We start from the raw sequence: 26624 nt of genomic DNA on the forward strand, positions 1-26624 counted from the left end.
TTCTGGTGATCTGCCAGGGGCGCGTGTCACCGCCGCTGATACGCAAGACGACCGACCGCGAAGAGGTCGGGCTGCTGATGACCGGTCGAACGATGAGCACGGATCAAATGGCAATTGGGAGTGGCGACGTTGCGCTTCAGGATTGAGCAAAGGCCGGAGCCTTCGGCAACAATGCGCGTCGCGGCGCCGGTGCTGGCGTCGGTTTTGACGCTGGTCGTCGGCTCGATCTTTTTTGCCTCGCTCGGACACGATCCGCTGCCGACGCTCTACGCCTTCTTTGTCGAGCCGTTGAATTCCCTCAACGGTTTGTCGGAATGGCTGCTCAAGGCTTCGCCGCTGATCCTCATTGCGTGTGGGCTGGCTATCGGCTTCCGCGCCAATGTCTGGAACATCGGCGCCGAGGGCCAGTTCACCATGGGCGCGATTGCGGCGAGCGGCGTCGGTCTTTTCTGGCCGAACCCGGACAGCGTGCTGCTGTTGCCGTTGATGTTCGTTGCCGGCATGGGCGCCGGCATGGCATGGGCGGCGATCCCTGCCTTCCTGCGCGCCCGCATGAACACCAACGAGATCCTGGTCACGCTGATGATGACCTACATCGCGACGCTGTTCCTGTCCTATCTCGTGCATGGACCGTGGCGCGATCCGGCCGGTTTCAACTACCCGCAGACGGCACTTCTGCCGACAGCCGCCCTGTTCGAATCCTTCGACCCGGCCTATCGGCTCAACCCTTCGATCTTCATCACCGTCGTCGCCGTGTTCGTGATGTGGCTGTTCACTGACCGCAGCTTCCTTGGCTACAAGATGTCGGTGAGCGGAGCGGCACCGCTTGCCGCCCGCTATGCCGGCTTTCGCGAATCTGCCGCCGTCTGGATCGGGCTGATGGCGGGTGGTGCGGCCGCCGGCATCGCCGGCATGGCGGAAGCCGCCGGGCCGCTCGGCCAGCTCTCGCCGCAGATTTCGCCCGGCTACGGTTTCGCGGCCATCATCGTCGCCTTCATCGGCCGGCTGAACGCCTTCGGCATCGTGCTTGGCGGGCTGTTGATGTCGCTGCTTTTCCTCGGCGGCGAAGGCGTGCAGATGACGCTGGGCCTGCCCTCGGCGCTGACGCGCATCTTCCAGGGCATTCTTCTGTTCTTCCTGCTCGCCGCCGACTTCTTCATTTTTTATCGCATCCGCCTGATACGGCCGGCCCGAGACACGCACGCGCTGGAGACAGCCTGATGGACTTGATCATCGCCATCTTCACCGGCACCGTCATCGCCGCCACGCCGCTGATATTCGCGGCACTCGGCGAACTCGTGGTGGAGAAGTCCGGCGTGCTTAACCTTGGCATCGAAGGCATGATGCTGATGGGCGCGGCATTGGCTTTCTGGGCCGTAACCGCAGGCTATCCAATGCCGGTTGCGATCCTGGCCGGCGCCCTGGCAGGTGCCGCCGCCTCGCTGCTGTTCGGCGTTCTGGCACTGACCTTCCTCACCAATCAATATGCGGCCGGACTGGCGCTGGCCATCTTCGGTTCCGGCGTGTCGGCCTTCCTTGGCCGCGGCTTCGGCAGCGAGCCTATCGAGGCGCTGCACGGCATCAACGTCCCTGTTCTGTCCGATCTGCCGCTGATCGGTCCGTTGCTCTTCCGCTTCGATCCGATGGTCTACCTGGCTCTGGTGATGTTCGCTGCCATCAGCTGGTTTCTCTACCGCACGAAGGCCGGGCTGATCCTGCGAACGATCGGCGAGTCACCGCAGACATCGCATGCGATCGGCTATCCCGTGATCAGGATCCGCTACATGGCCGTGCTGTTTGGCGGGGCGATGGCTGGCCTGGCGGGCGCCTATCTGTCCGTCGCCTACACACCGCTCTGGGTCGAGAACATGACTGCCGGCAAAGGCTGGATCGCACTGGCGCTGGTGGTTTTCGCCACATGGCGCCCGCTGCGCATCCTGCTTGGCGCCTGGCTGTTCGGCGGCATGACGATCCTCCAGCTGCAGGGACAGGCGCTCGGACTGGAAGTGCCGTCCGAACTGCTCTCGGCCCTGCCCTATCTCGCGACAATCATCGTTCTGGTGCTGATCTCGCGAAACCGGCAAATGCTGGCGCTGCACTTCCCGGCTTCGCTAGCAAAGCCTTTCCGCCCGGCGGGTTGAGCAGCAGGATCTATTCCCTGTTGTAGGGAATGCCGAGCGCCACGGGCTGATGGGTGCGCGACCGCAGGCCCGCAAGCAGCACAAGTGACGCCACATAGGGCAAGACGAGGAACAACTGGTGGGGGACAGGAATCCCCACCACTTGCGCATGGATGCCCAACGCCTCCAGAAACGCGAAGATGAAGATCGCTCCAACGATCCGGAACGGCATCCAGTTGCCGGCGATGATCGCGACCACGACCAGCCAGCCGCGGCCGGCAATGAGATCGGGAACGAACTTGTCCGAATAGCCAAGCATCAGGAAGGCGCCGCCGAAGCCGGACATCATGCTGCCGAACATGATCGCGAGGCACTGCCTGAGGCCGACGTGCAGGCCCTTGACGTCAAGCGCCTTCGGATTTTCGCCGACACAGCGCACCTCAAGGCCGTATTTCGTTCGGTAGAGAAAGAACCAGACGAGGATGGGCACCAGGAAGCTGACATAGGTCAGCAGGCGTTGGGAAAACAGCACCGGCCCCAGGATCGGAATATCCGACAGATAGGGGATCGGAACCTGGTCGAAGCCGATGAAGGTCGGCGCCTCGCGACCGCCAATATAGGCCTGGAACCAGAACAGCGTCACGCCCGATGCCAGGAGATTAAGGGCAAGGCCGGCTACGAATTGCTCGGCCTTCAAAACAATCGTGACGAACGACATGATCAGGCTGCTCGCGGCGCAGGCCAGGATGGCTATCGCCAGAGCCAGCCAAGGCGATCCGGTTGTTGAGGCAACCATGTAGGCGACAATGGCGCCAATCAGCATGGTGCCTTCGACAGCGATGTTCCAGATGCCCGCGCGCTGCGTGACGAGTTCGCCCATTGCCGAAAAAAGCAATGGCGTGGCAATGCGGACCATCGCCGCCAGGAGGCTTATCAGAAGCGGGCCCTGCAGCAGCTCAAGCATGGACTTCCCTCCTCACGATCTGAAGGCGCGTTGCGACGGCGGCACTGAGAAAGAACAAAAGCACCAGCCCTTCCATCGCCGACACCAGGCCTGCCGGCGTGCCACTCTTCAGCCGCATGTAGATCGTGCCGCTTTCCAGCGCGCCGAAGAACAGGGCGGCGATCATCACGCCGCTCGGGCGCAGTCCTCCCACCATGGCAACGACGATCCCCGAACTGCCGATGCCAAGCAGCGTCTCGGCACGCAGCCGGTGCGAGATACCGAAAAGCTCGCCGGCGCCAGCCAGTCCCGCCAGGGCCCCCGACATCAGCATGACGGTCAGCAGAAGCCGGCGCACATTGGTGCCGCGAAACGTCAGCGCGGTCGGGTTTGAGCCGAACGCGCGGATTTCGTAGCCCAGCGACGTCTTGTCGAGCAGCACCGCTGCGAATGCCGAGGCGGCGAGAGCGAACAGGAAGCCGACATGCAGCTTTCCCGCCCCAACAGCCAAGAGGATCGGCCACTCCAGACTTGGATCGATGGGCGGCGACTGGTGATAGGATACGGTCACGCCTGTCGCCATCCAGGGGCCGCCATCGAGAAGGTAGGCGAGCAGGTACATGACGACGTAATTCAGCATCACCGTCGAAATGATCTCGCTGGTGCCGAACCTGGTTTTCAGTGCGCCGGCCAACAGGCCGAGCACGCCGCCGCCCGCCATTCCGGCCAGCGCGAGTGTGCAGACGGCCAGCCAGCCTGGCAATGGCGCTATCCAGAAACTCACCCAATAGGCGGCCATCGCGCCGGCGAACACCTGCCCCTCCTGGCCGATGTTCCAGATCTTGGCCCTGAATGCGAACACCGTGCCCAGCCCGACAAGCAACAGCGGGGTCGCCTTCGCCAGCGAACCGAGCAATGCGCCTTGGCTGCCGAATGCGCCGACGATCAGGGCCGTGAAGGCCCTTGCAGGATCGCCGCCGGAAAGCCTCAGCAAAACAGCGGAAGCCAGGAGAGCACCTGATATCGCCGCCGAATAGCAGACGACGTTCCATCCCAGGCTGCTGCCCGAGCGTCGTTGAAATGAAATCATTGAATTCCCTGCGTAAGCTGGCTGGCATCGCCTGCCATCATCATTCCAAGTTCGAGGAGGCTGGTCTCCTCGGGTCGCACGATGCCCATGATCCGGCCCTTGAACATGACCGCTATGCGATCGCAAAGGCGCAGCAGGTCTTCGAGTTCCTCTGAGGCCAGGAGGATCGCAAAGCCCGCGGCCCGCTTTTCCAGGATTTTCTCGTAGACGAATTCGGAGGCCGCAACGTCGAGCCCTCGCGTCGGCTGGTTGGCCAGCAACAGCCGCCGCGCATGCTGGAACTCGCGGGCAAGAATGACACGCTGCGCGTTGCCCCCCGACAGTCGCTCCACCGGGAGGTCCGCCGAGGCGGTCGCGACCTTGTATTCGTCGATCTTGCGCCTCGCCAACTCAGCCAGTTTGCGGCGATCGAGGAACGGACCACGACAATATTCCGGCGATCGCTGCCAGCCGAGGACAAGGTTTTCGGCGGTTCCGAACTCCGGGATCAACCCTTCGAGGAAACGATCGTCCGGAATGAAACCCACGCCGCTGTCGAGAATCTGGCGAGACGTCGGCGCGGTGACCGGGCTTCCTTCCAGCGAGAAACCGCCCGATTGAAGCGCGCGGACCCCCATCAGTACCTCGAACAGTTCCTTCTGGCCGTTGCCGGCAACGCCAGCCAGCCCGAGAACCTCGTTGGCGGCGACGGTAAACGTCACGTCCTTGAGGACATCCTCGCCCCATTCGCCAACCGCCGACACCTTTTCGACCGAGAGGATTTCTCCCGCCGGCGTGACGGAATTGTCCCTGACGTTTTTCGTCACCTTGTGCCCGACCATGAGGGCGGTAATCGCCTCGGCTGTCGTATTGGCGGTGTCCACCGTAGCGACGACCTTGCCTTTGCGCAGGATGGTGACCCTGTCGGATTGCATCACCTCGCGCAGCTTGTGACTGATCAGGACAATCGACAATCCACGCTTGCGCATCCCATCAAGGATGACGAAGAGCTGGTCGGATTGCTGCGGCGTCAGGACCGCCGTCGGTTCGTCCAGGATCAGCAGCTCGGCACCGAAATAGAGTGCTTTGAGGATTTCCACCCATTGCTGTTCACCGACCGACAATTGCCAGATTTCGCGATCGAGGTCGATGTCGATGCCGCAGTCCCTGCAGAGGCCGAGAACCCTGCGGCGGGCATCGGCCTTCCTCAGCAGCAACCCGACATCGGCACTGCCGACGATGATGTTTTCGAGCACGGTGAAGTTCGACACCAGCACGAAATGCTGGTGAACCATGCCGATGCCTAACCGCAAGGCATCGGCGGGAGAGCTCAATTCCACCACCTCGCCCTTGAAGCGTATCTCGCCGCTATCGGCTTTGTAGTAGCCGTAGAGGCAGGACGACAGCGTCGACTTGCCTGCCCCGTTTTCACCGAAAAGGCAGTGGATCTCACCCTTGCGGATATCGAGATTAACCCCGTCATTGGCAATGACGCTGCCAAATCGCTTGGTAAGGTTCTGAACGTTCAGCAGGTCTTCCATTGGGTCGCACCGGGCTGCCTGGTTGATGTGTCTTACTTCACCTCGGCGGTGTTGAGCGGAACGACAAACTTGCCGGAAAGAATCTCCTGCCGCTTGGCAGATATTTCGCCCTTCACCGCCTGCGGGATCTTGCCGTCGAAATCATGATAGGGTGCGATGTCGGTGCCGCCTTCGGCCATCGAAAACCATTTCGGTTCGGCGTTGCCATTGAATTGCGCACCGGCCTTGTGTTTCAGCCATTCGCCGATGATCCAGTTGAGATCGGGCTTCCAGCTGATGATGGCGCTGGACGCAATGGCGTCGGGCGCGACCTTGCTCTGGTCGTTGATGTTGGCGAAGCACATGATCTTGTGCTCCTGGCAGGGCTTGAAATTGTCGGTCAGCATGAAAACGACGTCGGCGCCGGCCGCGATCTGCACATTGGCATGCTCAGCCGCCAGCGCATTGTCGGACCACGAGCCGATGAACGAAAGCCGATGCTGGATGTCCGGCCTGATCGACTTTGCACCCTCGAAGAACGCATTGATCTGGTCGTTGACGTCATTGGCTGGAAAGGTGCCGACGATGCCAACCATGCCTGTCTTGGTGGTATGGCCAGCCAGCATCCCAAGCAGGTAGGAAGGCTCATGCAGCCGCTTGTAGATCCAGTATTGATTTGGCCCGGCTGGGTGATTGCCGGAGCCGGTGACAACAAACATCAGGTCGGGGAACTCGACACTCAGCTTCTGGACCTGGTCCGAATAGGTGCCATGGCCCCAGATGATGTCGTATTCACCACTCTCTGCGTAGAAACGCATGGCGTTCTCAGCATCGTCTCCGTACAGCGGATCGGTATGTTCCCATGCAATCTCCAGCCCCTCGGGCCTTTCCTGTTTCAGTTGCTCAAGCGCGTCGAGCAGCGTCCGGTCCCAGCCGACGTCAGGCAGGTCCTGCAGGATAACAGCCAGTTTCAGCGTCTTTGGGACATCCGCGAATGAGCGTACAAGCCCCGACAGAAGCAGGGCGCCCGCCGTGCCCAGGATTGCCGTGCGTCGCGTAATGGTATTCGTCATCGCTTGATCCTCTCATTCCAGTCCGAGAACTGTCCAATGCCGCCCTGTCGTCATCCGGATGTTCTTGTCTTTTCCGGTTGCCTACTTGGAGGCGGCGATCGCCTGGACAACGTCCCCATGGCGTTGTTGGCAGCCGGTCTTCCGGCTTAGGTCCGAAACTTCCACGGCGAAGGTCGGCTAACAATGGCTGCGATTTCTTTCGCGCATATCCACAATTAATCATGTCCGAAAATGCGCCCATGACTAGAGCATAGTGCCGAAAAGTGTGAAGCGGTTTTCACGGACAAACGGAAACCGTTTGTCCAGACATCATGCTCTATCTCTTTGATCTAGAGGCGGATTCCGATTTCAGGTCGATTCGACCTGAAATCATCCGGCTCTAGTGTGCGCCGATACCGTTGCCGGCCACGACGCCATAACGCAGGCCCCTTTCGCGCAGCCAGCGGCGGTAGGCGGCCGACGCGGCGTCGGCGCGGATCGGCACCTCGGAACGGGAATCCAGCGGCAGCCTCTTCGGAACCTGATTCTCCAGGATCGGCTTGTCCTGACCCAGGATGGTCTGATGAAATCGCCTCAGCGTCGCGAGGTCGCGGATCTCATCCAGCAAGCAGATGACGATATGGACGAGCACCCAGTCCTCTTCGACCGGCTGTCCGAACAGCGCGATGACGTCGCGTCGGTCGCGTTGCCGAGACCCCGTCTTGTAAAGGACGGCGCAGAACGGGTGCGGCACCCGGTAGATGTATTCCGTATCGGCCCCTGTCGTCGAACCCGCATTCGCCTGCGGCTGGTAGAACTCGCAATCGGTGACCATTATTTCGGGTGGCTCGGCCGAAACCTGCACTTTGTAAGGCTTGACCTCGGTGTGCGGCTCCTCGCCGAGAATGCCGGTGTGGACGAATGGGAAATGCCCCATGTCGAGAAAGTTCTCGACGGCCCTGGGCGCCGATACGTTTACCCTTACGACGCCCTGGATGATGTGGCGGCGATCGGCTTCGGAAAATTCCGGAATCTCGAACAGGTCGCGCTCCGGCGTGCCGAGCGTCGTCCAGACATAGCCGAACCGCTCGATGACAGGTAGCTCTGTTTGGGCAGCTTCGACGGTAGCGTGGCCTTGCCAGACGGCGGCCTTGCCCTCGCGCCGGCCAACGGCAATCGGCTCACCGAGCAGGACCGTCCTCACCGCCCGATCGATCGGCAAGTCCTCGACACAGGCGACGACATGCCAGTCGTTGAGCGCAACGGGATCGAGATGAGAGAAATTGCTCATGGTGCTGTCCAGCCTGGAATGTCTGTTGTCGGTGAACGGATCTGGCCAAGGCGCGACCGGCAACCAGGTTGCAAGACATCGGTCCGTTGCCTGACGCCGGATCAACCCTGATTGCCCGACAATTCATTTGTGCCTGGAAAACCGCCATGTCCGCTCTTGAGGAAAGCATATCGCCAGTTCACCCGCCGGTTCTGGAGGCAATGCTTGCCTCGTCACCCGGAGGCACGTGGGCAACCATCAGGCGTTGCGCTTCTGCTCTCTGAGCTCGGTCGGTGAACAGTCGAACGCCAGCTTGACCTGCCGCGAGAAATGATAGGGGTTCTTGTAGCCGACCTGGTAGGCGATCTCGCTGATCGACAGTCCTGTCCGCTGCAGCAGATGCGTGCCGTAATCGAGGCGGCAACGCCACAGATATTTGGCCGGCGTCATGCCGAGATGTTTCTTGAACGCCGAGACCAGATATTGCGGGCTGACGCGCACCTGCTGCGCCACCCGCTCGATCGACAGATCGGCGGCAAAGTTCTCTTCGAGGAAACGGCGTGCCTGCAGGATCGTCTGCGGGATCGGCCGCTCCGCCTCGATCACCTCGGCCTCGTAGATGAAGGCGTGGAGCAAGGCGTTGGTCAGCGACTCGCGAACACCACTGCGGCCGCCGCGCTCGCCGAGGCCAAGATCAACACCCAACTGCATGAGGGTGTGGACCATCGGCGAGGCGACGATGAACGGCGCGAACTTCTCGCGCTCCTTGTACAGCCACGCCGCGTTCTGCGGCCGGCCATCGCACCAGCTGACATGGGTCAGCGTTTCCGGCGCCACCGACGTCATGTAGCGATCACGCGTGAGCGACAGAGCACATTGTCCTGCCTCCAGTTGCAGGACGCTGTCATCCGCCTCGAGCGTCAGGGATCCGACGTGGACAAGCATGAAGGCCAGATAGTCGCCACCGATCGGCCCGTAGTCGCCGCCATTCTCATAGGTTAGTTCGCCGAAGGTGTTCTCGCGGCTAAGGTCGATCGGTGGCAGGCGCATATCGGCTTCCCCCTGTCAGACTGCCGGTGCCATGCAAATGAAGTCGATCCGCGTTCCGGCTGCGTCTCCAATTGTCGAAGCTATGGCCTCGTGACGCAAGATACCGCCAATCAACCTGCTCATGGCGGCAGACCGATGCTTCCACGCGCACAGGCCCAGGCTAGCCGAGGCGATCCGCCAGGCGATCTCCAGAGAGGCCGCCCTTGAACGCTCGCTGGTCAACGGCTTGTCGAGATCGACGTCGAGCCGCGCTGGCCAGTCGTCGTCACTCGGGTGGGATCACACTGGTGGACATAGCCGGAATGAAGGGCGCCTTGGTCAAAGGCGCCCTTCGCATCGGCGGCGCGCTTCGGTCTTGGAGGTACGGACTCAAGCATTTTGAGAGGAGCCACCCGATGAGCTCACTGGGCCGGCTTGCCCAGAGCATTCGTATATTTCGGCGAAGTGCTACAACAATCCGCTAGAAGTCGCGCTGGAAGCGGAGGAGGCCGCCGACACTATTCTCTTTCGTAGCGCCGACCCAGTTACGGTTGTCAATCTGGCCAAACTTGCCATCGTGGTTATAGTCAACTTCGGCCGTGACCGTGAAGCCGGGGACGACATCGTAGGCAACGTTTGCCGCGACACCGTAATTCTTGTCATCGTCGGCGGAAACCTGGAGATTGAACGAGGTCTTCTCGTTGAACTTGTAGGTGCCGCCTCCCCAGACTGCCCAGTTGCCGCCCCACTGCTTATAGAAGTTGCGGTCGATGTTCTTGTCGGTGCCGTAACCGGCCATCAAGAACAGAGACAGAGCGCTCGAAGCGTTCACGTCCAAGCGAACCTTGCCGGCATATTCTTCGAAGGTGCTGTCATAAGCAGCGACGCCCGTGATCGCGCCCCAGCCCTGCGTGTACTTCACGCCGCCGACGACATGCGGGACATAGCTGTCGATCGTGTCGTAACCCGAACTGATGTACGTGAAAGGCGGGACGCCGGTCGGGCCAGCGCTGCCGCTACCTTCTTCGAGGGAAACCACGCCCGACAAACCGTTGCCGAGGTCGAAGTAGTACTGGACGACGTTGCTGTCGAAGCCGCCATAGGGGACGATCGTGTCGTTGATGACGTTGCCGGCGTAACCGATGAAGGTGTCGAAGGCCGGGTCGTCCTTACCGACGCGCAGACCACCGAGCTGGATCCAGGCGAAGTTCAGCGTAATGCCCGTGTTGCGGGCCTGCCAGTTGTTGCGGCTGTCGTTGGTCGTGGCCTGGTTGGCATAGTCGCCGAAGCTGTTGCCGAAGTTGAAGCGGGTCTCGGTGTAGGTCTTCAACGTGCCGAGTTCGGTTTCCTGGCCGGTCCAGGTCTTCAGGTTGAAGCGGGCATTCTTCCAGTAGGTCGAGTGGTCGTCTTCGCCCATGCTGTCAGGAACGTGATTGACGCCATCGAACGAACCGGCATCACCCACGCCGACGTCGTAGCGGACATAGCCGCCGATGCGCAGGCAGGTTTCGGTGCCGGGGATGTAGAAGTAACCGGCGCCGTAGACGTCGCAGATCTTGACGTATTCAGCGGGTTCCGGCTCGGCGACAACGACGGCGTCGGCGGCGCGCGCACCGGAAACTGCGATCAGAGCCGCAGCTGAGCCGAAAAGAAGGCTCTTAATGTTCATTTTCCTCTCCATTCAAAAGATCAAAAAAAGCCAGGGTATCTTTCGAGGCTGGCAACCCGCTCCCCGGAAAACGCCGCACCCATGGATCCAAGCTCCTCCTGCCGTCCGCAGCCGAAGGCGCCACTTCCGTCAATCGACGGAAATTGCTTGCAAAATGGCTCGAACGACAAACTTGGCGGTGGATGTATGCGGTGATTTCGCGATGACGTTAGGACAGGCGCAACTCGTCACGAATGGCGCTGCTACGCAAAACCATATCTGTGGCTAATGCCCTGTCCGCGGCAGCCATGTATCTGCCTGTGGCGCGCTCCCCGGACGGTCAACCGGGTCTGGGCTCGTAGATCGGGAATGCCTCGCAAAGCTCCTCGACCGACCGCCGAGCCGCCTTCTCCTGTTCGGCGCCCCATTGCGTTCCGACCGCATCCAGCACGTCGGCTATGAGATTGCCGACACGGGCAAACTCGCCCTCGCCGAAACCGCGCGTGGTGGCGGCCGGTGTGCCCAGCCGTATACCGGAGGTGACGGCAGGCGGCGCCGGATCGAAAGGAATGCCGTTCTTGTTGCAGGTCAGCCCTGCCCTGCCCAACGCCTCCTCCGCGTCCTTGCCGGACAGGCCCTTGCCGCGCAGGTCGACCAGCAGCAGATGCGTATCGGTTCCGCCGGAGACAATGTCGAATCCGCGCTCGCCAAGCGTCGCGGCCAGCTTTCTGGCATTCGCCACCATCTGCCGGGCATAGGTCTTGAACCCGTCCTCCAAGGCTTCACCCAGGGCAACGGCCTTGGCAGCAATGACATGCATCAGCGGGCCTCCCTGCAGGCCAGGGAACACCGCCGAATTCAGCTTCTTGGCGATGTCCTGGTTGTTGGTCAGGATCATGCCGCCGCGCGGGCCGCGCAGCGTCTTGTGCGTCGTGGTGGTGACGATATCGGCGACCTCCACCGGGTTGGGATGCACACCGCCGGCGACCAGGCCGGCGAAATGCGCCATGTCGACCATCATCAGCGCGCCGACGGCATCGGCGATCGCCCGGATGCGCTTGAAGTCGATGATGCGCGGATAGGCCGATCCACCCGCGATAATCAGCTTTGGCCGTGTTTCCCGCGCCTTGGCCTCCAGCTCCTCATAGTCGATAAGGCAGTCGCTCTGGCGCACGCCGTATTGCACGGCGTTGAACCACTTTCCCGACAGTGTCGGCCGGGCACCGTGCGTCAGATGCCCGCCGGCGGCGAGCGACAGACCCATGAAGGTGTCGCTCGGCTTCAGCATGGCGAGCATCACCGCGCCATTGGCCTGGGCGCCGGAATGCGGCTGCACATTGGCGTGCGCCGCGCCAAACAGCCGGCAGGCCCTGTCGATGGCAGCCGCTTCGGCCAGATCGACATATTGGCAGCCGCCGTAGTAGCGGTGCCCCGGATAGCCCTCGGCATATTTGTTGGTCATCACCGAGCCTTGTGCCTCCAGCACAGCCGGCGAAACGATATTTTCGGATGCGATCAGCTCGATTTCGGACCGCTGCCGGCCCATCTCGCGTGCAATCGCATCGGCGACCACCGCATCCTGGAGCTTGAGGTTCCTCTGGAAAAAGCCGGTCATTCTGCTCGTCTCCTGGCGGCAAAAGGCGGACACGGTTTTCGGCGTCGCCATTGCCTGGTGTTGGAATTGAAACGGGGAGCTAGTTCACCGCGTCAGGCGGGGTGCGGCCTTCGAAGAAGGCCGACAGATTGTCGATCACCCGCATGCCCATTGCGATGCGCGTTTCGCTGGTGGCGCTACCCAGATGGGGCAGCAGCACGACATCTTCACGCTCCGTCAAGGCGCGCGGCACAGACGGCTCCGTCTCGAACACGTCGAGCCCGGCACCAGTAATCCGACGCTCACGCAGCGCCTGGACCAGTGCGTCCTCATCCACCACATCGCCACGCGCGGTGTTGATCAGGAAGGCTGATTTCTTCATGCGGGCAAGACGACGTTCGTTGATGAGGCGGGTGTTTTCGCCACCGCCCGGACAATGCAGCGACACGAAATCCGAGGCCGCCAGCACCTCGTCCACAGTCGCCAGCTGCCGCGCCGGCATGCCGGGGTGGGGAACCGGCTGGCTGTCGAAGAAGACGACCTCCATGCCGAAGCCGAAGTGACAGCGCCTGGCCATGGCCTGGCCGATCCTTCCCATGCCGATGATGCCGACGGTCTTGCCGCTGACCTGGGTGCCGCAGAGATGCGTCGGCCGCCAGCCGGTCCATTTGCCGGAGCGCAGCTCGCGCTCGCCCTCTCCGGCACGGCGCGCGCACATCAAAAGCAGCGTCATGGCGAGATCGGCGGTGGCATCGGTCAACACGGCGGGCGTGTTGGTGACGATCAGCCCTGCTGCGCTGGCGGCGGCAATGTCGATGTGGTTGAAGCCGACACCGAAATTGCCAAGTATTCTTGTCCTGACTCCGCCTGCAAAGAGATTCGCGCCAAGCCGGTCGGTTACGGTCGGCAGCACGGCATCGGCAAGCAGCAGGGCCTGGCGAAGCTCTTGTTGCTCATAGGGCCGATCGGCTTCATTCAGCGTGACATCGAAATGGTCGCCAAGGCGCTGTTCGACCTCATGCGGCCAGCGCCGGGTAACGATTACCTTCGGTTTGCTCATGGCTACGATCCTCTCAAGCCGCGCGTTCGTGCCGCGGCTGCAAGGTCCGGCCGATCTCGGCGCGGTACCATTCCTGCGCAGCGGCAACACCGGAGCCGGCCTCGATTCGGGCTCCGGCGTCGCGTAACGACATTTCCGCCGAGGCCAGGGCGGCGAGGCACATGACCTCGTTGAGGTCGCCGAGATGGCCGATGCGGAACACGCGGCCAGCCACCTTGCTGAGGCCCGCGCCGAAGGATGTGCGATATCTGGAATATCCGTTGGCGATGACCTGTCTGGCATCGACGTCCTCGGGGACGACGATCGCCGAAACCGTATCCGACCACCATTTTTCCTCGTTGGCGCAGAGCTTTAGTCCCCACGCATGCACGCCGCGGCGCACACCTTCGGCGAGCCGGTGGTGCCGGGCAAAAATCTGCTCCAGTCCCTCGGCAAAGATAAGGTCGAGGCTGGCTCTCAGGCCAAGCAGCAACTGCGTTGGCGGCGTATAGGGGAAGAAGCCGGTCTTGGACGAAGCCTGCATATCCTCGAAGCTGAAATAGCAACGCTCCATGCGCGACTGCTTGTGCGCTTCCAGAGCCTTGGCGCTCCCCGCCAGGATGCCGAGACCGGCAGGCAGCATCAGCCCTTTCTGCGAACCGGTGATGGCGAGGTCGACGCCCCATTCGTCCATCCGGAAATCGATCGAGCCGATCGAGCTGACGCCGTCGACGAACAGCAGCGCATCGTGAGCCGTTTCGTCGAGCGCGGCACGCACGCCGGCGACGTCGGACGTCACGCCGGTCGCGGTCTCGTTGTGGGTGGCGAATACCGCCTTGATCTTGCTGCCCCTGTCGTCGCCCAGCCGTTGCCGATAGGCGTCGAGCGGAACCCCCTCACCCCATTCGACATCGATGCAATCGACCTCAAGTCCAAGGCGCTCGGCCATATCGACCCACAGGTGCGAGAACTGGCCGAAACGCGACATCAGCACCCGGTCGCCACGATTGAGCGTGTTGGAGATCGCCGCTTCCCAGGCGCCGGTGCCTGAGCCCGGAAAGATGAAGACGCTGCCGGTTTCGGTCTTGAAGATCTGCTTCAGGTCGCGAAACAAGGGCAGCACCAGTTCCGGAAAATCCGGTGCGCGCATATCCTGCATCGGCACGTTCATCGCCCGCCGCACAGCGTCGGGAATGTTGGTCGGACCCGGGATAAAGAGATGCGCCGTTCCATTTTTCATGATCTGGTTCTCCTGTTGATATGAGCATCGCCACACACGGGTCGGTGTTGCCGCCTTACGCGAACACAACCGTTTTTCGTCCGTTGATCATCACGCGGGCTTCGAGGTGCCGTTTGATGGCACGCGCCAGAACGCGGCTTTCGATGTCACGGCCGGCCGCGATAAAATCCTCGACGCTCATGGAATGGGTTACCCGCTCGGTTTCCTGCTCGATGATCGGCCCCTCGTCGAGTTGGGCGGTCACATAGTGAGCCGTGGCGCCGATCAGCTTCACTCCGTGCTCGAAAGCCTGGTGATACGGCCGCGCGCCCTTGAAGCTTGGCAGGAACGAATGGTGGATGTTGATGACCTTGCCGAACAGGCGCCCCGCGAGGTCGTCGGAATACACTTGCATGTAGCGAGCCAGGACGACGAGGTCGGCGCCGACGTCCTCGATCACCGCCAGTATCCGGCCTTCCTGTTCCTGCTTGTTCTCCTTCGAGATGGGCAAGACGTGGTAGGGAATGCCAGCCCATGCCGCAGTTTCGCGGCTGTCTTCGTGGTTGGAGATGATCGCTGCGACCTCGGCTTCGAGCCAGCCAACACGGATCTGGTAGATGAGGTGAAGCAATGCATGGTCAAACTTCGAGACCATGATGACGATTTTCGGCCGACGGCTCCGCTCAAGCAGGCGGCTGCTCAGGCCGAAGCGATCCACCACAGGCGCAAGTCCCTTGGTGATGGCATCGGCAGACACCCAGGCGGGCGCCGAAAAGGCAATGCGCATGAAGAAACGGTTCGAGGCCCTGTCCCAATGCTGGCTGCTTTCAGCAATGTTCGTGCCAAGGTTGGCGAGTTCGGTCGTCACTGCCGCCACGATCCCGGCCTGGTCTTCGCAGGACAGCGTCAGAATGAACGACAGTCGAAGCGCTGCACAATTCATCGTTCGTTGACCCGCGGCCAGCACGCCTCGCGATAATCGGCGAACCAGGCAAGCGTCTTTTCCCATCCGCCGAATGGGAAGAAATGGAGGTGTAGTGGCGCGGTCGGCGCCGGGTAGCTTGCCGCCATGGTTTGTAAGATCTCGGCTGGGTTCCGGTCGGCCACGATGTTGAAGAGGCCGCTGGCGGAACGCCGCAGCGCCGCGATCGAAGGGCCGACACCGCACATCATGGCGAACCGGATGAGTTTGGTAAGGCTGGTCACACCGGCCAGACCAACATGAACCGGCAGCCCGGGATGCGCCGTATGCAGACTGCTCGCCCAGGCGGCGATCGTGTCGCCATCGAAGGCGAATTGCGATACGACCCTGGCCTCCAGCGACCGCTCGGCACAGATGTCGAGCTTGCGCCGCAATGCGTCCGTCAGCACGGCTTCGACGATGCTTGGATGCCCTTCCGGATAGCCGGCAACGAAGGCGGTTCGTATCGCACTGTCTTTGACCACGGGATGGGCGAGCAACTGGGTTGCCTCTCCCAACGGCCCCGGAAAGAGAGCCGGATTGCCGCCAAGAAAGAGCGCTTCGCTTATCCCGTTTCGACTGTGGGCGGTGACAAGATCGACATAGTCCTGCTCCGAATTGAAGTTCCGCGCGCCCAGATGTGGCACCGGCACAAAGCCCAACTCCTTGATCCGGCGCGCTGCTTAGATTTGCAAAGCCTCGGGCTTGCCGGGAAGGTGAGTAAGAAAGACGCGCGAGCCAAGCGGGAAGCAGTCGGCTGGTGGCGCAAAGGTGCGTGCCTGCGCCGGCGCCAGTTCGATCGACACCTCCGCGTCGAACGCAAATGTAGCCGAACCTCGCGTCTGGATAAGCTCTTGGCGCATGTCGTTCATGATCTTTCCAGGTCTCTCCCGACCAGCTTCACGATTTCGCGGCACCGTAGGCCGCGGCAATGGGAGCCGGGCAGACCAGCTGCCCGGCTTGTCGTCGCGGGAGGATGCAACGACAGGACTCTCAGTTCTGAAACAGCGTTTCGCTACCCGTTGGCGGCGCGTTTGAGCGACAGGAACGGCAGCGCCACGATACGCGCCCTGACATCGGCCGCCACGCCATCCTTGTTCCACTTCAGCGTGATCTCGGTGCCGGTCTCGGCGGCCTCACGCCGCAGATGGCCGAAGCCGATCATCCTGCCGGTCGAAGGTGACCAGGCGACGCTGCTGGCGTGCCCAACTTCCTTCCCGCCGCGAAAGGCTTTCAGCGGATACCACTGCACGCGCCGCAGATTTCCGGGCGCATTGCTCTCAAGCCCCTTGCCGTCGAGGGCTTGCGACCAGTCGATGTCGAGCCCGACGAGCTGGCGATGGTCACCCGTGTTCGACATGCGCTGCAGCGCCGCCTTGCCGATGAAATCGGCCTTGCGAAAGTCGACCAGCCGGCCCAGGCCGAGGTCGAAGGGCGACGCACGATACTTTCCAGCTGCCTGAATGCTGGCGCCGCCATGGTCTGGGCCGGCACTTGTATAGTCGTAGCCAACGATCAGCAGCCCGGCTTCGAGACGTGCTATGTCGAGCGCCCAGGCGCCGGCAGGAAGGATGCCAAAAGGCTTGCCTGCCGCCTCGACCGCGTCCCACACGGCGGCGCCGTCATCCGCCTTGACCCACAATTCATAGCCATGCTCGCCGGTAAAACCCTGGCGCAGGATCTCGACCCGTCTGCCGGCAATTGTGACGATGGCCAAGCGAGAGAACGGCAATTCCTGCACGGACTGGGTGACAGCCTCCAGCACTTCGCGGGAACGCGGTCCCTGCAAGGTGAGGATGCCGTAGCTATCGGATATGTCGGTGACACGGACGTCGAGGCCTTCGGCATGCTGCTTCCACCAGAAAAGGCCGGGATCGGCGGAAACGCGGAAGGTGGTTTCGTCCATGCGGAAAACCAGACCGTCGCCGACGACATGGCCGTTCTCGTCGCACCACGGTGCATAGTAGATCTGGCCGACCTGCAGCTTCTTGATGTCGCGCGGGATGAGCGCATCCATCATCCTCTCGGCATCCGGACCGGCAATGACATATTTCGACAGTGGTGACATGTCGCCCATGGCCACCCTGTTGCGGATAGCAGCCAGTTCCTCGACCATATCGGAGTAGCAATCGACGACCATGTTCCTGTCCCAGCGCATCCAGAGTGCGTTCTGGTTCAGTGGCGCCGTCCGTTCGACGAAGGGCGTGCCGCGAAAGGCGACATGGGCATCTGCCACCACGCTCAGGCCGGACGTGAATTTGATGTCGTTCATTCCAGGTCTCCTCCCAGTCGCAAGGCACTTTGCTGCAACATTCGACGACAACGGCTGAAGAACAGCGCACCTCGCGCCATGGAAACGAAACCATCCACGCGCAGACCGCAGGGACGGCTTCCTGCGAGCAGCAACCCGCTCAGTCAGATGTCTCTTGCCTCATCCGTATCTTGGGTGAGACTTTCACTTCGCAGCGTTTTTCGGAATGCCCCCGGTTGCCGACGGCATACCCGCAGTTCAACCTGAATATTTGAAGCCGCCGTCGGATTGCTTTCGCTGTCAGCCTTCACCGGCAAATGCTCGCTTGCGGTCGACCAGGTAACGCCGTCTCACCGCACAAGCTCGGCCCGTTCAGCCGTAGCATCGAAGCCTGAATTGGCAGCTCGACGCGTGGGGGGAAAGGCGGTAGCGCGCTGGCGCTAGCAAATTTCTCACCCAGGAGTGCGGTGAGACGTCCGGCGATTTCGACTTCGATTCCGCGGATCCACGTGCAATCGAAACGCTGGCATTTCAACCAAGTCCAGCATCGCCTCCGCAGAATCGTCAGCCGGCCTGCTACGCTGCGAGGGAGCCCGCCGGTCCGTCGTAGATTATAGCAATATGTATATTAGCTATTCCTTGACAATCGATGTGGGCTCTGGTTTCCTGATTTTACGGGTATTTAACCAAGTTCGTTGCGTTTTTTACGGACGGTGTTCGCATGTCAACAGTGGTTGTCGCGGACCCGCGGGGGGTATATCTCGCCGGTCTGGAATGGGTGTTGCAGAAGGCTGGACACGATGTTGTCGCCCAGTGTCGCCGCCCTGTGGACGTTCTCGCTCATGTGGAGCGCCATCAGCCTGATATGGTCATCGTAGGCGTGGATCTCGCGGATCAGCAGACATCAGGTCTTTCCTCACGGCTGAAGGCCGGCAACAGCGCTCTCGGCATCATCTTCATCGTGCAGCCAACCGGCAGGCTCGATGTCAGGGAAATACAGACGCTCGACGTCGATGGCCTGTTTCTGGACGGCATCAGCCACCGCTTTCTCATCGAATGCGTGAATGCGGTGGCGGCGGGCAAGAAGTGGATCGACAACAAGATCGTCCAGCAGCTGCTGATGCCCGGCTCGCAGCCGCAGCCAATGTCCCGGCTGACCGGGCGGGAGACCGAAATCGCCGATCTCGTCTCGCGCGGGCTGCGCAACAAGACCATCGCGCAGCGGCTGCATTTATCCGAAGGCACGGTGAAGATGCACCTGCATCACGTCTACGAGAAGTTGCACCTAGGCGGCCGGGCGGAACTGGCCTGGATGACGCACGGCAAAGCCGCCGAGCGTCCGGGAATGGGCCGAACCGGCCTGCTCTGAACACTCTCCACTCGCACCGACATTGTACGCACGGCAACGGCCGCAGAGCCGTCTGGCGGCATCTGGCGCGTGCCTGCGCGACCTCCCCGCAGCGCCCGTCAACCTGACCTATCGAAGGATATATATCGTTCGATCAGGTGCGGACATTGACCGCAATACTATCGAAGCGGGAATGGACGCGCCCTCTGCGCCGGCGGCACAATGAAATTGGAGGGGCGCATTTCAGTATGCGACCGGCTGCACCGGGGTAGGTGCATTTCCGGCATTAGGGGCTGCATCCCTTTTCCAGAGAGAATTTTGAACCAAGGAGAATCTCCATGGCACTCGACATCTTGACCCAGGACATCGTCCTCGACGAGACCACCGGATTTACGGACGATGATATCAATCCGGCCATTCCGCCTTACGATACCAACCCCACGGTGCAATATCTCCTAAGTCTCGACGATCCGGGTGGGCTGACCTCGCCGGAGGTCGCCTTCCAGGCCAACTTCGTCGTGGCCTCGGCGAGTGCGGGAGAAACCATCACCTCGGTCGTTCTCTCCCAGAATCTCACCGGAACCCCGTTTTCCACCACCGTCGGCGTCAACAGCGGCATTCAGACGGTCGATGGCAATTATGTCTGGCTGTTCAAAGACGCAGACCCGCCCCATGCAAACGTCGTAATCGGTGTCATCGGCACCTCTGACCCGTCGGCCGCACCGGCCGCAACCGGCCCGCTCGCTTTCTCGTTTGGGCTGGTCAGCACCAGCGCCACCAATGCGGACCTGTACACGGTCGAGTATGTGCCGTTGCTCAATCCGGACGCGACCAATCCGGACGATCGTATCGGTTTGACCAACAAGGTGTTCGCGTCGGTCACCGGCACCTCCGTGGCTAGTTTTCTGGGCTCAGCCGCCGCGCCCGGCAACAATGATTTCTATCTGATCAATTCGGCCAATGACGCTTCCAAGCAGCTGCTGGTAATCGGTTTGAACGGTGGCAGTGCCAACGTCAGCGAACAGGGCTTCGGCATCAACAACCAGAGCATCAATCCGAACGAAACGCTGCAGGTCGATTTTGTCACCGGCGGTACCCTGAACGCAGGGAGTGCGTCGCAAATCCAGTACGGCAACCACATCGAGACCATCACGCAGGCCGGGTTCACGATCAGCCAGATCACACCTTCCACTCCGACTGCGCGTGTGGACGTCACCGTCAGCGCCTTCAACAATACGGGCAACGACCAAGGCACGAACTTCTTTGACGGCACCACGACCAGCCCCGTGGATATCACCGGCATCAAGTTGACGGGTACATCGGGGTTTGCGTCCGTCATCACTGTCGATGGCACCTATGCGACCGGCAGCGGCAACATCACCGTCACCGGGCTCAGCGGGACCGGAAACGCCGTCACCATCACCGGGCTCGACAACACCACCACCGTCGATATCACCACCGGCAGCCCAATGGATCGGCTGACGGTCAAAGGGGTCGATGCAAACGAGGGGTGCGACATCTCCGAGTTCCATTTCTCGGCGACGAGCACCAACGCCTATAGCGAAGAGGTCGGCTCCCACATCAACTTCGACGATGATGGCCCGAGCATCTCGACCACCGGCGCCGAGCCGACGCTGACCGTCGACGAGTCGGTTCTTACCACCAACGACACGCAGAGCTTTGCCGCCAACTTCAGTTCGGGCTTCGGCGCCGACGGGGCCGGCACGCTGACCTACGCACTGGGCGTCGTGGCAGGCCCTTCGGGTCTGATCGACACGGCGACCGGTCAGGCGGTCATCCTCTCGCTCAATGGCAGCGTCGTCGAAGGCCACACCATCGGCTCCAACGACCTCGTATTCACCGTCTCCGTCAGCGCCGCCGGCGCCGTAACCCTCGACCAGCTCCGGGCGGTGGTCCATGCCGACGCCAGCAACCCCGACGACAGCACCAGCCTGGCCGCCGACAATCTGGTCACGCTCACCGCGACCGTCACCGACAAGGATGGCGACCACCTGTCGGCCAGCCTCGACATCGGCCAGAACCTCAACTTCAAGGATGATGGCCCGAGCATCTCGACCACCGGCGCCGAGCCGACGCTGACCGTCGACGAGTCGGTTCTTACCACCAACGATACGCAGAGCTTTGCCGCCAACTTCAGTTCGGGCTTCGGCGCCGACGGGGCCGGCACGCTGACCTACGCACTGGGCGTCGTGGCAGGCCCTTCGGGTCTGATCGACACGGCGACCGGCCAAGCGGTCGTCCTCTCGCTCAATGGCAGCGTCGTCGAAGGCCACACCATCGGCTCCAACGACCTCGTATTCACCGTCTCCGTCAGCGCCGCCGGCGCCGTCACCCTCGACCAGCTCCGGGCGGTGGTCCATGCCGACGCCAGCAACCCCGACGACAGCACCAGCCTGGCCGCCGACAATCTGGTCACGCTCACCGCGACCGTCACCGATAAGGATGGCGACCACCTGTCGGCCAGCCTCGACATCGGCCAGAACCTCAACTTCAAGGATGATGGCCCGAGCATCTCGACCACCGGCACCGAGCCGACGCTGACCGTCGACGAGTCCAACTTGGGTGCCAACAGTGCGGATTTCGCGACCGTTTTCACCCCAAACGCCGGCGCGGATAGTGACGCTATCAGCTATGCGCTCGGCATCAATCAGGTTACGAACGTTAGCGGCCTCACTGACACCTTGACCGGCCTGTCCGTCCTGCTTTTCGTCGAAGGCGGCGAGGTGGTCGGTCGTGCCGGTTCAGCCGCTGGCGATATTGTGTTCACGGTGAGCGTGGCTGTTGACGGGACCGTGACGCTCGATCAGGCACGTGCCGTCATACACTCGCCCGACACCGGACCGGATCAGCAAACATCGCTGGCAGCCGATGATCTCGTAACCTTGACGGCGATCATCACCGACGGTGACGGCGACCAGGCCTCGGACAGTGTCAACATCGGTACAAGCCTCGTCTTCAAGGATGATGCGCCGACGATCACAGTGCCGTTCGACGGTGACCAGAACGCCGGCAACGGTATCGGGACCCCCGAGACTCTGGCCAACACACTCAACGCGTCGGCCACCGGAGCCTTCGGGTACGACATCGGCGCGGATGCTCATCCGGCCGCGTTCTATGCGAGTGGTTCTGACTTTGTCGACCAGAATGGCGCGCTTGCCGGCGTCCAGATCGGGCTCACCGGCACGATCACCGGCGGCGGCGGTGGTAACATTCTCACCTCGGAGGTGACGCTGGCGTCGGAGAGCCTTACCTCCGCGACGTTCAACTTCACTTTCACCTACGACAAGGATCCGGCGGCTGGCACCCAGACCGGGACGGCGGGCGGCACCCTCGTCTTCGACAAGATTGCCGATACTTATACCATCCACCTGACCGACCCTCTCGAAGGCTTCAGCTTCGACGTTATCCACACCAGCCAACTCTTGTCCAAGGAGCCCCTCGGCAATACGGGCCACCCACAGATCGTGCTGGAAAAATTGCAGGCTGATGATCCGAATACGCCGGCTAACGAAAACTTCTACGTGCAGTTCACGGGCAACTTGATCAACAAAGCCAACCCGTTCAGCTTGACAGCCAATGGCGAGGGGTCATCCGGCGACGCCACCTTCACCCTAGGTGGTCACGAGATGGTGAGCAACGCCAATGAAAGCTGGGTATCCGCGACGCAGAGCACCAACGGTGTCGCCGGTGACACGATCCAGAAAGGCGAACTGCTCACATTGCGGTTCTTCGACAGCAACGTCGGTATCAACAGTCAGAACGAGGCTACCCAGCCGACAGCGACCGCCGGCACCATGGCCATCAAGTTCGATGGCATCGGCAACAGCGAGGATCTGATGCTGATCCTCAACCTGATCGACGACAAGGGCACGGCGTCGACGCTCGACGATGTCTCGATTACGAGGGCGATGTACGTGCAGAATGCCGACATCTTCAAGATGGGTCACGTCCCGGCCCCGTACAGCGGCGAGTTCACGCTCGACAACAATGACGGCCTCGTGATCATCGAGCAGAACGACTACAACGCGGCCGGCGAGCACTTCGTGTTGCAGGGTGTCCAGATCATGCAGTCGGGCAACGGCATCACCGGCAACAACACGGCAATCAACCTGAACCCGACGACCGGCGCCGGTGGCGGCAGCGATGCGACCACCAACCTGGTGAATTTCGACCCCACCGACAACGACGTGCTGAAGATCACGGACATCGGCTTCACCTCGACCTCGACCCAGACGCCGGATGCCCACCTCGACTTCGCCTTCAAAGTGGCGGACGCGGACGCGGACCAGACAGCGATGCAGCACATACTTGTCGACGTCGCCTGACACTGGCCAACGGGGGGCAGCCAATGCTGCCCCCAACCTTCCCGCACGAGATGTCATCCCGCACACCAGAGAAATAACGATGAAAACCAAACAACAGCCCCCTGCCCTGCAGGTGGTGATGAAAGAGGCCAGACGTGCCATCCGGCCGCTTGTCTGGTTCAGCGGCGGCATCAACGTGCTGATGCTGACCGGAGCGCTCTACATGCTCCAAGTCTACCACCGCGTGTTGTCCAGCCACAGCCTGGAGACGCTGGTGATGCTGTCGCTGATGGCGGCAGGGGCGCTCGCGGCAATGGCGGGACTTGAGGTGGTGCGCGGGCGCCTGCTGGCTACCGTCGGATCGTGGATGAACGCGCGATTGGCACCGGTTCTCCTGACCGCATCGGTGGAATATGCCGCCTCGGCGCCAGGCCAAGCCAACGCCCGTCCGCTGCGCGACCTGGATCAAGTGCGCAACTTCTTCACCAGCCCCAGCATCTTCCCGATCCTCGACGCGCCTTGGGCACCGTTGTTCTTCGTTGCCATATTCTTCATGCACCCATGGCTGGGCTGGTTGGCGCTTTGCGGCGGGATCGTGCTGTTTGCTTTGGCGCTGCTCAACGAATACCTCACACGCAAGCCGTTGACCGAGGCCGCAAGCGCACAGTCGCGGGCCTATGTGCAAGCCGAGGCGGCGATCCGCAACGCCGAGGTCGTCCAGGCGATGGGCATGTTGAAGCCATTGCTGGAAGGCTGGAAGGCCCAACAGGACGAGGCCAACAAGGGACAGGTTCTTGCCGCCAACCGTGGCGGCGTCATCGCGGCTATCGCGCGTTGTCACCGGCTGGCCCTGCAAATGGCCATACTCGGCCTCGGCGCCTATCTGGTTCTTCGCAACGAGGCTTCACCCGGCATCATGATCTCCGCCTCGATCCTGATGGGTCGCGCCTTGTCACCGGTCGAGCAAGCGATCGGCACATGGAAGGCGACGGTGGGAGCGCGTGCCGCTTACAAACGCCTCACCGCGGTCGCCGGACAGCACCGGGAAGCCACACCGGTCCTGCCACTGCCCCGTCCGAAAGGCAGGTTTGAGGCCGACAACCTTGTGCTTGCCCGACAGGGTGGCGAGCACATCCTGAAAGGCATCAGCTTCCGTCTCGAGCCGGGTGAAGCGATGGCCCTGATCGGTCCGAGCGGGGCCGGCAAGACGAGCCTGGCGCGCATACTTGCCGGTGCCTGGCGCCCGTCGGGGGGGCGTGCCTTGCTGGACGGAACGGATGTTGCCCAATGGGCGGCGGAAGACCGTGGCCGTTATGTCGGCTATTTGCCGCAGGACATCGAACTCTTCGCCGGCACCGTATCCGACAACATCGCCCGCTTTGCGACGGTCAATCCGGCGGTCTTCCAGCACGTGATCAAGGCAGCGCAGTTGGCCGGCGTCCACGAACTCATCAAGGGGCTGCCGAAGGCCTACGGCACCGAGATCGGCGAGGCGGGTGCGATACTGTCGGGCGGGCAGCGCCAACGCATCGGGCTGGCGCGGGCACTCTACGGCGACCCCACGCTGCTTATCCTCGACGAACCCAATTCCAACCTCGACAGGGAGGGCGAGGAGGCATTGATTGCCGCTCTCGGCGTGGCCAAGGCGACGAACACAACCGTTATCCTGATCGCGCACCGCGCCAACATCTTGGAGAAGGTAGACAAGATACTGGTCCTCAACAGGGGTCAGCAAGATCTCTTCGGGCCGCGCGACCATGTCTTCAACGAACTCGCCAGCCGCGTCAGCAAGGTGGCCCATCTGCCCAAGGCTGCCCAGTTGCCTGCCCTCGAAGTGGTCAAGGAAACCAAAGAGGTCAAGGAAGCATGAGCCGCCCCCCGGAATTGAACGTCGTGCCGCTGCCCCTTCCGCCGCCCTCCCTGCTGCAACCGATGCCGCTGCGTCTCACAGGCGTGACCTGCACCGGGTTCGCGATCATGTTCCTGTTCTTCGGCGTCGCGGGAGGTTGGGCGGCCCTGGCACCGTTGGACAGCGCCGCTGTGGCGCCGGGCGTTATCAAGGTCGCCGGCGACCGCAAGCTGATCCAGCACCTCGAGGGCGGCATCATCGCGGAGTTGAACGCAGCCAACGGTGATGTCGTCAAGGCCGGCAAGATCCTCGTCCGGCTCGACGACACGCAGGCAAAGGCGCAGCTCGACCTGATTCAGAACCGGATAGCAACGCGCGAGGCGCTGGCCGCGCGTCTCAGGGCCGAGCGTGACGGCAGGGCCGAGATCGAGTTCGATCCGGCGTTGCTCGCCAACCCCGCCGCCGCCGCAAGGGACGCGGTGTCCGCACAGCGCGACGTGTTCGCGGCGAAACACCACAATCTGGCGGACGAGCAGGAAATCCTCAGCCAGCGCCGCCACCAGACCGAGGAGGAGATAAAGGGACTGGAAGAGCTTATCGTCACCAAGGACAAACAGATCGAGGCGATCGAGGGTGAAACCAAAGACCTCGAGAGTCTGCTCAAGAAGGGGCTGACTACCCGCGAGCGGAACCTGTTGCTCAGACGACAGCAGCAGGAGATCGAGGGCGAGCGCGCCACCAACATCGCCGCAATCGCCCGCGCCAGAAGCGCCATGGCCGAGATCGACATGCAGATCCTGAACCTCGACACCGTGCGGCTCAACGAGTCCGTCGATGAGTTGAGCAAGGTCGAGGCGGAACTGTTCGACCTGAGACAGGAGGAGCGTGCCGCCAGGGACGTGCTTACCCGTACCGATGTCGTCGCACCGGTTGACGGCATCGTCATGGATCTGAAGGTCCACACCGCGGGCGGTGTCGTGAAACCCGGCGATACATTGATGACGATCGTACCGCTCGGACAACAACTCGTGGTCGAAGCCATGGTCAAACCGGAGGATGTCGAGACGATCGCACCCGGACAGCCCGCGCGCGTCAGCTTCCCGGCCTTCGCCCGCTACAACCTGCCGCCGCTCGAGGGTGTCGTGGAGATCGTGTCGGCCGACCGCATGGTTGAGGAGCGCAGCGGCGCACCGTATTTCGCCGCGACGGTTGTGATCGACAAAAGCGAACTCGGCAAGCTGGAGGGCCGCAAGCTGCTGCCCGGCATGTCGAGCGAGACGATGATCCGGACGGGGGCTCGCACCGTTCTCTCTTATCTCGCCGAGCCGATCACGCAGAACTTCCGCCGGGCCATGCGGGAAAAATAGCCGTACGCCGCCCAGCGAAA

General features: G+C 62.0%; 20 protein-coding genes. 6 read left to right on the forward strand and 14 right to left on the reverse strand.

The features are described from left to right. The first annotated feature begins 171 nt into the window (after positions 1–171). Both EN949_RS09135 and EN949_RS09140 read left to right on the forward strand, forming a co-directional pair. Entirely contained in the window at positions 172–1221 is a 1050-nt protein-coding gene (locus tag EN949_RS09135) for an ABC transporter permease (RefSeq protein WP_224621515.1), read from the forward strand. After that, entirely contained in the window at positions 1221–2141 is a 921-nt protein-coding gene (locus EN949_RS09140; RefSeq protein WP_082826540.1) for an ABC transporter permease, read from the forward strand. The genes EN949_RS09135 and EN949_RS09140 overlap by 1 nt, the downstream gene beginning before the upstream one ends. A gap of 10 nt (positions 2142–2151) precedes the next feature. Here EN949_RS09140 and EN949_RS09145 read toward each other — a convergent pair whose 3' ends face one another. The 14 genes from EN949_RS09145 to EN949_RS09205 all read right to left on the reverse strand — a co-directional run bounded on the left by EN949_RS09145 (position 2152) and on the right by EN949_RS09205 (position 17736). Beyond that, positions 2152–3084, reverse strand: a complete 933-nt coding sequence (locus EN949_RS09145; protein WP_013529890.1) for an ABC transporter permease — start codon at positions 3082–3084, stop codon at positions 2152–2154. Beyond that, positions 3077–4153, reverse strand: a complete 1077-nt coding sequence (locus tag EN949_RS09150; RefSeq protein WP_127371051.1) for an ABC transporter permease — start codon at positions 4151–4153, stop codon at positions 3077–3079. The genes EN949_RS09145 and EN949_RS09150 overlap by 8 nt, the downstream gene beginning before the upstream one ends. Further along, positions 4150–5673, reverse strand: coding sequence for an ABC transporter ATP-binding protein (locus EN949_RS09155; protein WP_013529888.1), 1524 nt, complete (start codon positions 5671–5673; stop codon positions 4150–4152). Before EN949_RS09155 ends, EN949_RS09150 begins: the two co-directional genes overlap by 4 nt. Positions 5674–5705: 32 nt before the next feature. Continuing rightward, positions 5706–6725 carry a BMP family protein gene (locus tag EN949_RS09160; protein WP_013529887.1) on the reverse strand — a complete coding sequence of 340 codons (1020 nt, stop codon included), beginning with the start codon at positions 6723–6725 and terminating at the stop codon, positions 5706–5708. A 379-nt stretch (positions 6726–7104) separates the two neighbouring features. Continuing rightward, positions 7105–7995: an aromatic ring-hydroxylating dioxygenase subunit alpha gene (locus EN949_RS09165; RefSeq protein ID WP_127371050.1), complete on the reverse strand. Its 891-nt coding sequence runs from the start codon at positions 7993–7995 to the stop codon at positions 7105–7107. A 237-nt stretch (positions 7996–8232) separates the two neighbouring features. Next, positions 8233–9024, reverse strand: a complete 792-nt coding sequence (locus EN949_RS09170; protein WP_013529886.1) for an AraC family transcriptional regulator — start codon at positions 9022–9024, stop codon at positions 8233–8235. A gap of 460 nt (positions 9025–9484) precedes the next feature. Beyond that, positions 9485–10672: a porin gene (locus EN949_RS09175; protein ID WP_127371049.1), complete on the reverse strand. Its 1188-nt coding sequence runs from the start codon at positions 10670–10672 to the stop codon at positions 9485–9487. 319 nt (positions 10673–10991) lie between these two features. Further along, positions 10992–12266 (reverse strand): serine hydroxymethyltransferase, encoded by a 1275-nt coding sequence (gene glyA / locus EN949_RS09180; protein WP_024505107.1) that lies wholly within the window; start codon positions 12264–12266, stop codon positions 10992–10994. 79 nt (positions 12267–12345) lie between these two features. Next, a complete protein-coding gene (locus tag EN949_RS09185) occupies positions 12346–13305 on the reverse strand; it encodes a D-glycerate dehydrogenase (RefSeq protein WP_127366628.1) in 960 nt (319 codons plus the stop codon). A gap of 13 nt (positions 13306–13318) precedes the next feature. Beyond that, positions 13319–14524, reverse strand: a complete 1206-nt coding sequence (locus EN949_RS09190) for an aminotransferase class V-fold PLP-dependent enzyme (RefSeq protein ID WP_127366627.1) — start codon at positions 14522–14524, stop codon at positions 13319–13321. Positions 14525–14579: 55 nt separating this feature from the next. Then, entirely contained in the window at positions 14580–15446 is an 867-nt protein-coding gene (purU, locus tag EN949_RS09195; protein ID WP_013529881.1) for a formyltetrahydrofolate deformylase, read from the reverse strand. Then, the gene (locus EN949_RS09200) at positions 15443–16117 is read right to left on the reverse strand and encodes a methylenetetrahydrofolate reductase (RefSeq protein ID WP_245459271.1); all 675 of its coding nucleotides are present in this window, start codon (positions 16115–16117) and stop codon (positions 15443–15445) included. Before EN949_RS09200 ends, purU begins: the two co-directional genes overlap by 4 nt. Before the next feature lie 30 nt (positions 16118–16147). Beyond that, positions 16148–16336 carry a hypothetical protein gene (locus EN949_RS36455; protein ID WP_245459270.1) on the reverse strand — a complete coding sequence of 63 codons (189 nt, stop codon included), beginning with the start codon at positions 16334–16336 and terminating at the stop codon, positions 16148–16150. A 143-nt stretch (positions 16337–16479) separates the two neighbouring features. Beyond that, positions 16480–17736, reverse strand: a complete 1257-nt coding sequence (locus EN949_RS09205) for an aminomethyltransferase family protein (RefSeq protein ID WP_127366626.1) — start codon at positions 17734–17736, stop codon at positions 16480–16482. Between the two features lie 709 nt (positions 17737–18445). On the opposite strand from EN949_RS09205, the gene EN949_RS09210 reads away from it, so the two are divergent. From EN949_RS09210 to EN949_RS09225, 4 genes are all read left to right on the forward strand, one after another. After that, positions 18446–19084 (forward strand): response regulator transcription factor, encoded by a 639-nt coding sequence (locus EN949_RS09210; protein WP_244506859.1) that lies wholly within the window; start codon positions 18446–18448, stop codon positions 19082–19084. Between the two features lie 317 nt (positions 19085–19401). Then, the gene (locus EN949_RS09215) at positions 19402–23409 is read left to right on the forward strand and encodes a DUF5801 repeats-in-toxin domain-containing protein (protein ID WP_127371673.1); all 4008 of its coding nucleotides are present in this window, start codon (positions 19402–19404) and stop codon (positions 23407–23409) included. A 79-nt stretch (positions 23410–23488) separates the two neighbouring features. Beyond that, positions 23489–25258, forward strand: a complete 1770-nt coding sequence (locus tag EN949_RS09220) for a type I secretion system permease/ATPase (RefSeq protein ID WP_063168888.1) — start codon at positions 23489–23491, stop codon at positions 25256–25258. Further along, a complete protein-coding gene (locus EN949_RS09225; protein ID WP_127371351.1) occupies positions 25255–26604 on the forward strand; it encodes an HlyD family type I secretion periplasmic adaptor subunit in 1350 nt (449 codons plus the stop codon). The genes EN949_RS09220 and EN949_RS09225 overlap by 4 nt, the downstream gene beginning before the upstream one ends. Positions 26605–26624: the final 20 nt, after the last annotated feature.

Source organism: Mesorhizobium sp. M7A.F.Ca.US.007.01.2.1 (genome assembly GCF_003998165.1).
Classification (GTDB): Bacteria; Pseudomonadota; Alphaproteobacteria; order Rhizobiales; family Rhizobiaceae; genus Mesorhizobium; species Mesorhizobium ciceri.

What these genes read in the sequence shown, in the direction of transcription:
- EN949_RS09135 (WP_224621515.1), top strand. Translation starts at nt 172, where the DNA reads ATGCGCGTCGCGGCGCCGGTGCTGGCGTCGGTTTTGACGCTGGTCGTC.
- EN949_RS09140 (WP_082826540.1), top strand. Translation starts at nt 1,221, where the DNA reads ATGGACTTGATCATCGCCATCTTCACCGGCACCGTCATCGCCGCCACG.
- EN949_RS09145 (WP_013529890.1), bottom strand. Translation starts at nt 3,084, where the DNA reads ATGCTTGAGCTGCTGCAGGGCCCGCTTCTGATAAGCCTCCTGGCGGCG.
- EN949_RS09150 (WP_127371051.1), bottom strand. Translation starts at nt 4,153, where the DNA reads ATGATTTCATTTCAACGACGCTCGGGCAGCAGCCTGGGATGGAACGTC.
- EN949_RS09155 (WP_013529888.1), bottom strand. Translation starts at nt 5,673, where the DNA reads ATGGAAGACCTGCTGAACGTTCAGAACCTTACCAAGCGATTTGGCAGC.
- EN949_RS09160 (WP_013529887.1), bottom strand. Translation starts at nt 6,725, where the DNA reads ATGACGAATACCATTACGCGACGCACGGCAATCCTGGGCACGGCGGGC.
- EN949_RS09165 (WP_127371050.1), bottom strand. Translation starts at nt 7,995, where the DNA reads ATGAGCAATTTCTCTCATCTCGATCCCGTTGCGCTCAACGACTGGCAT.
- EN949_RS09170 (WP_013529886.1), bottom strand. Translation starts at nt 9,024, where the DNA reads ATGCGCCTGCCACCGATCGACCTTAGCCGCGAGAACACCTTCGGCGAA.
- EN949_RS09175 (WP_127371049.1), bottom strand. Translation starts at nt 10,672, where the DNA reads ATGAACATTAAGAGCCTTCTTTTCGGCTCAGCTGCGGCTCTGATCGCA.
- glyA (WP_024505107.1), bottom strand. Translation starts at nt 12,266, where the DNA reads ATGACCGGCTTTTTCCAGAGGAACCTCAAGCTCCAGGATGCGGTGGTC.
- EN949_RS09185 (WP_127366628.1), bottom strand. Translation starts at nt 13,305, where the DNA reads ATGAGCAAACCGAAGGTAATCGTTACCCGGCGCTGGCCGCATGAGGTC.
- EN949_RS09190 (WP_127366627.1), bottom strand. Translation starts at nt 14,524, where the DNA reads ATGAAAAATGGAACGGCGCATCTCTTTATCCCGGGTCCGACCAACATT.
- purU (WP_013529881.1), bottom strand. Translation starts at nt 15,446, where the DNA reads ATGAATTGTGCAGCGCTTCGACTGTCGTTCATTCTGACGCTGTCCTGC.
- EN949_RS36455 (WP_245459270.1), bottom strand. Translation starts at nt 16,336, where the DNA reads ATGAACGACATGCGCCAAGAGCTTATCCAGACGCGAGGTTCGGCTACA.
- EN949_RS09205 (WP_127366626.1), bottom strand. Translation starts at nt 17,736, where the DNA reads ATGAACGACATCAAATTCACGTCCGGCCTGAGCGTGGTGGCAGATGCC.
- EN949_RS09215 (WP_127371673.1), top strand. Translation starts at nt 19,402, where the DNA reads ATGGCACTCGACATCTTGACCCAGGACATCGTCCTCGACGAGACCACC.
- EN949_RS09220 (WP_063168888.1), top strand. Translation starts at nt 23,489, where the DNA reads ATGAAAACCAAACAACAGCCCCCTGCCCTGCAGGTGGTGATGAAAGAG.
- EN949_RS09225 (WP_127371351.1), top strand. Translation starts at nt 25,255, where the DNA reads ATGAGCCGCCCCCCGGAATTGAACGTCGTGCCGCTGCCCCTTCCGCCG.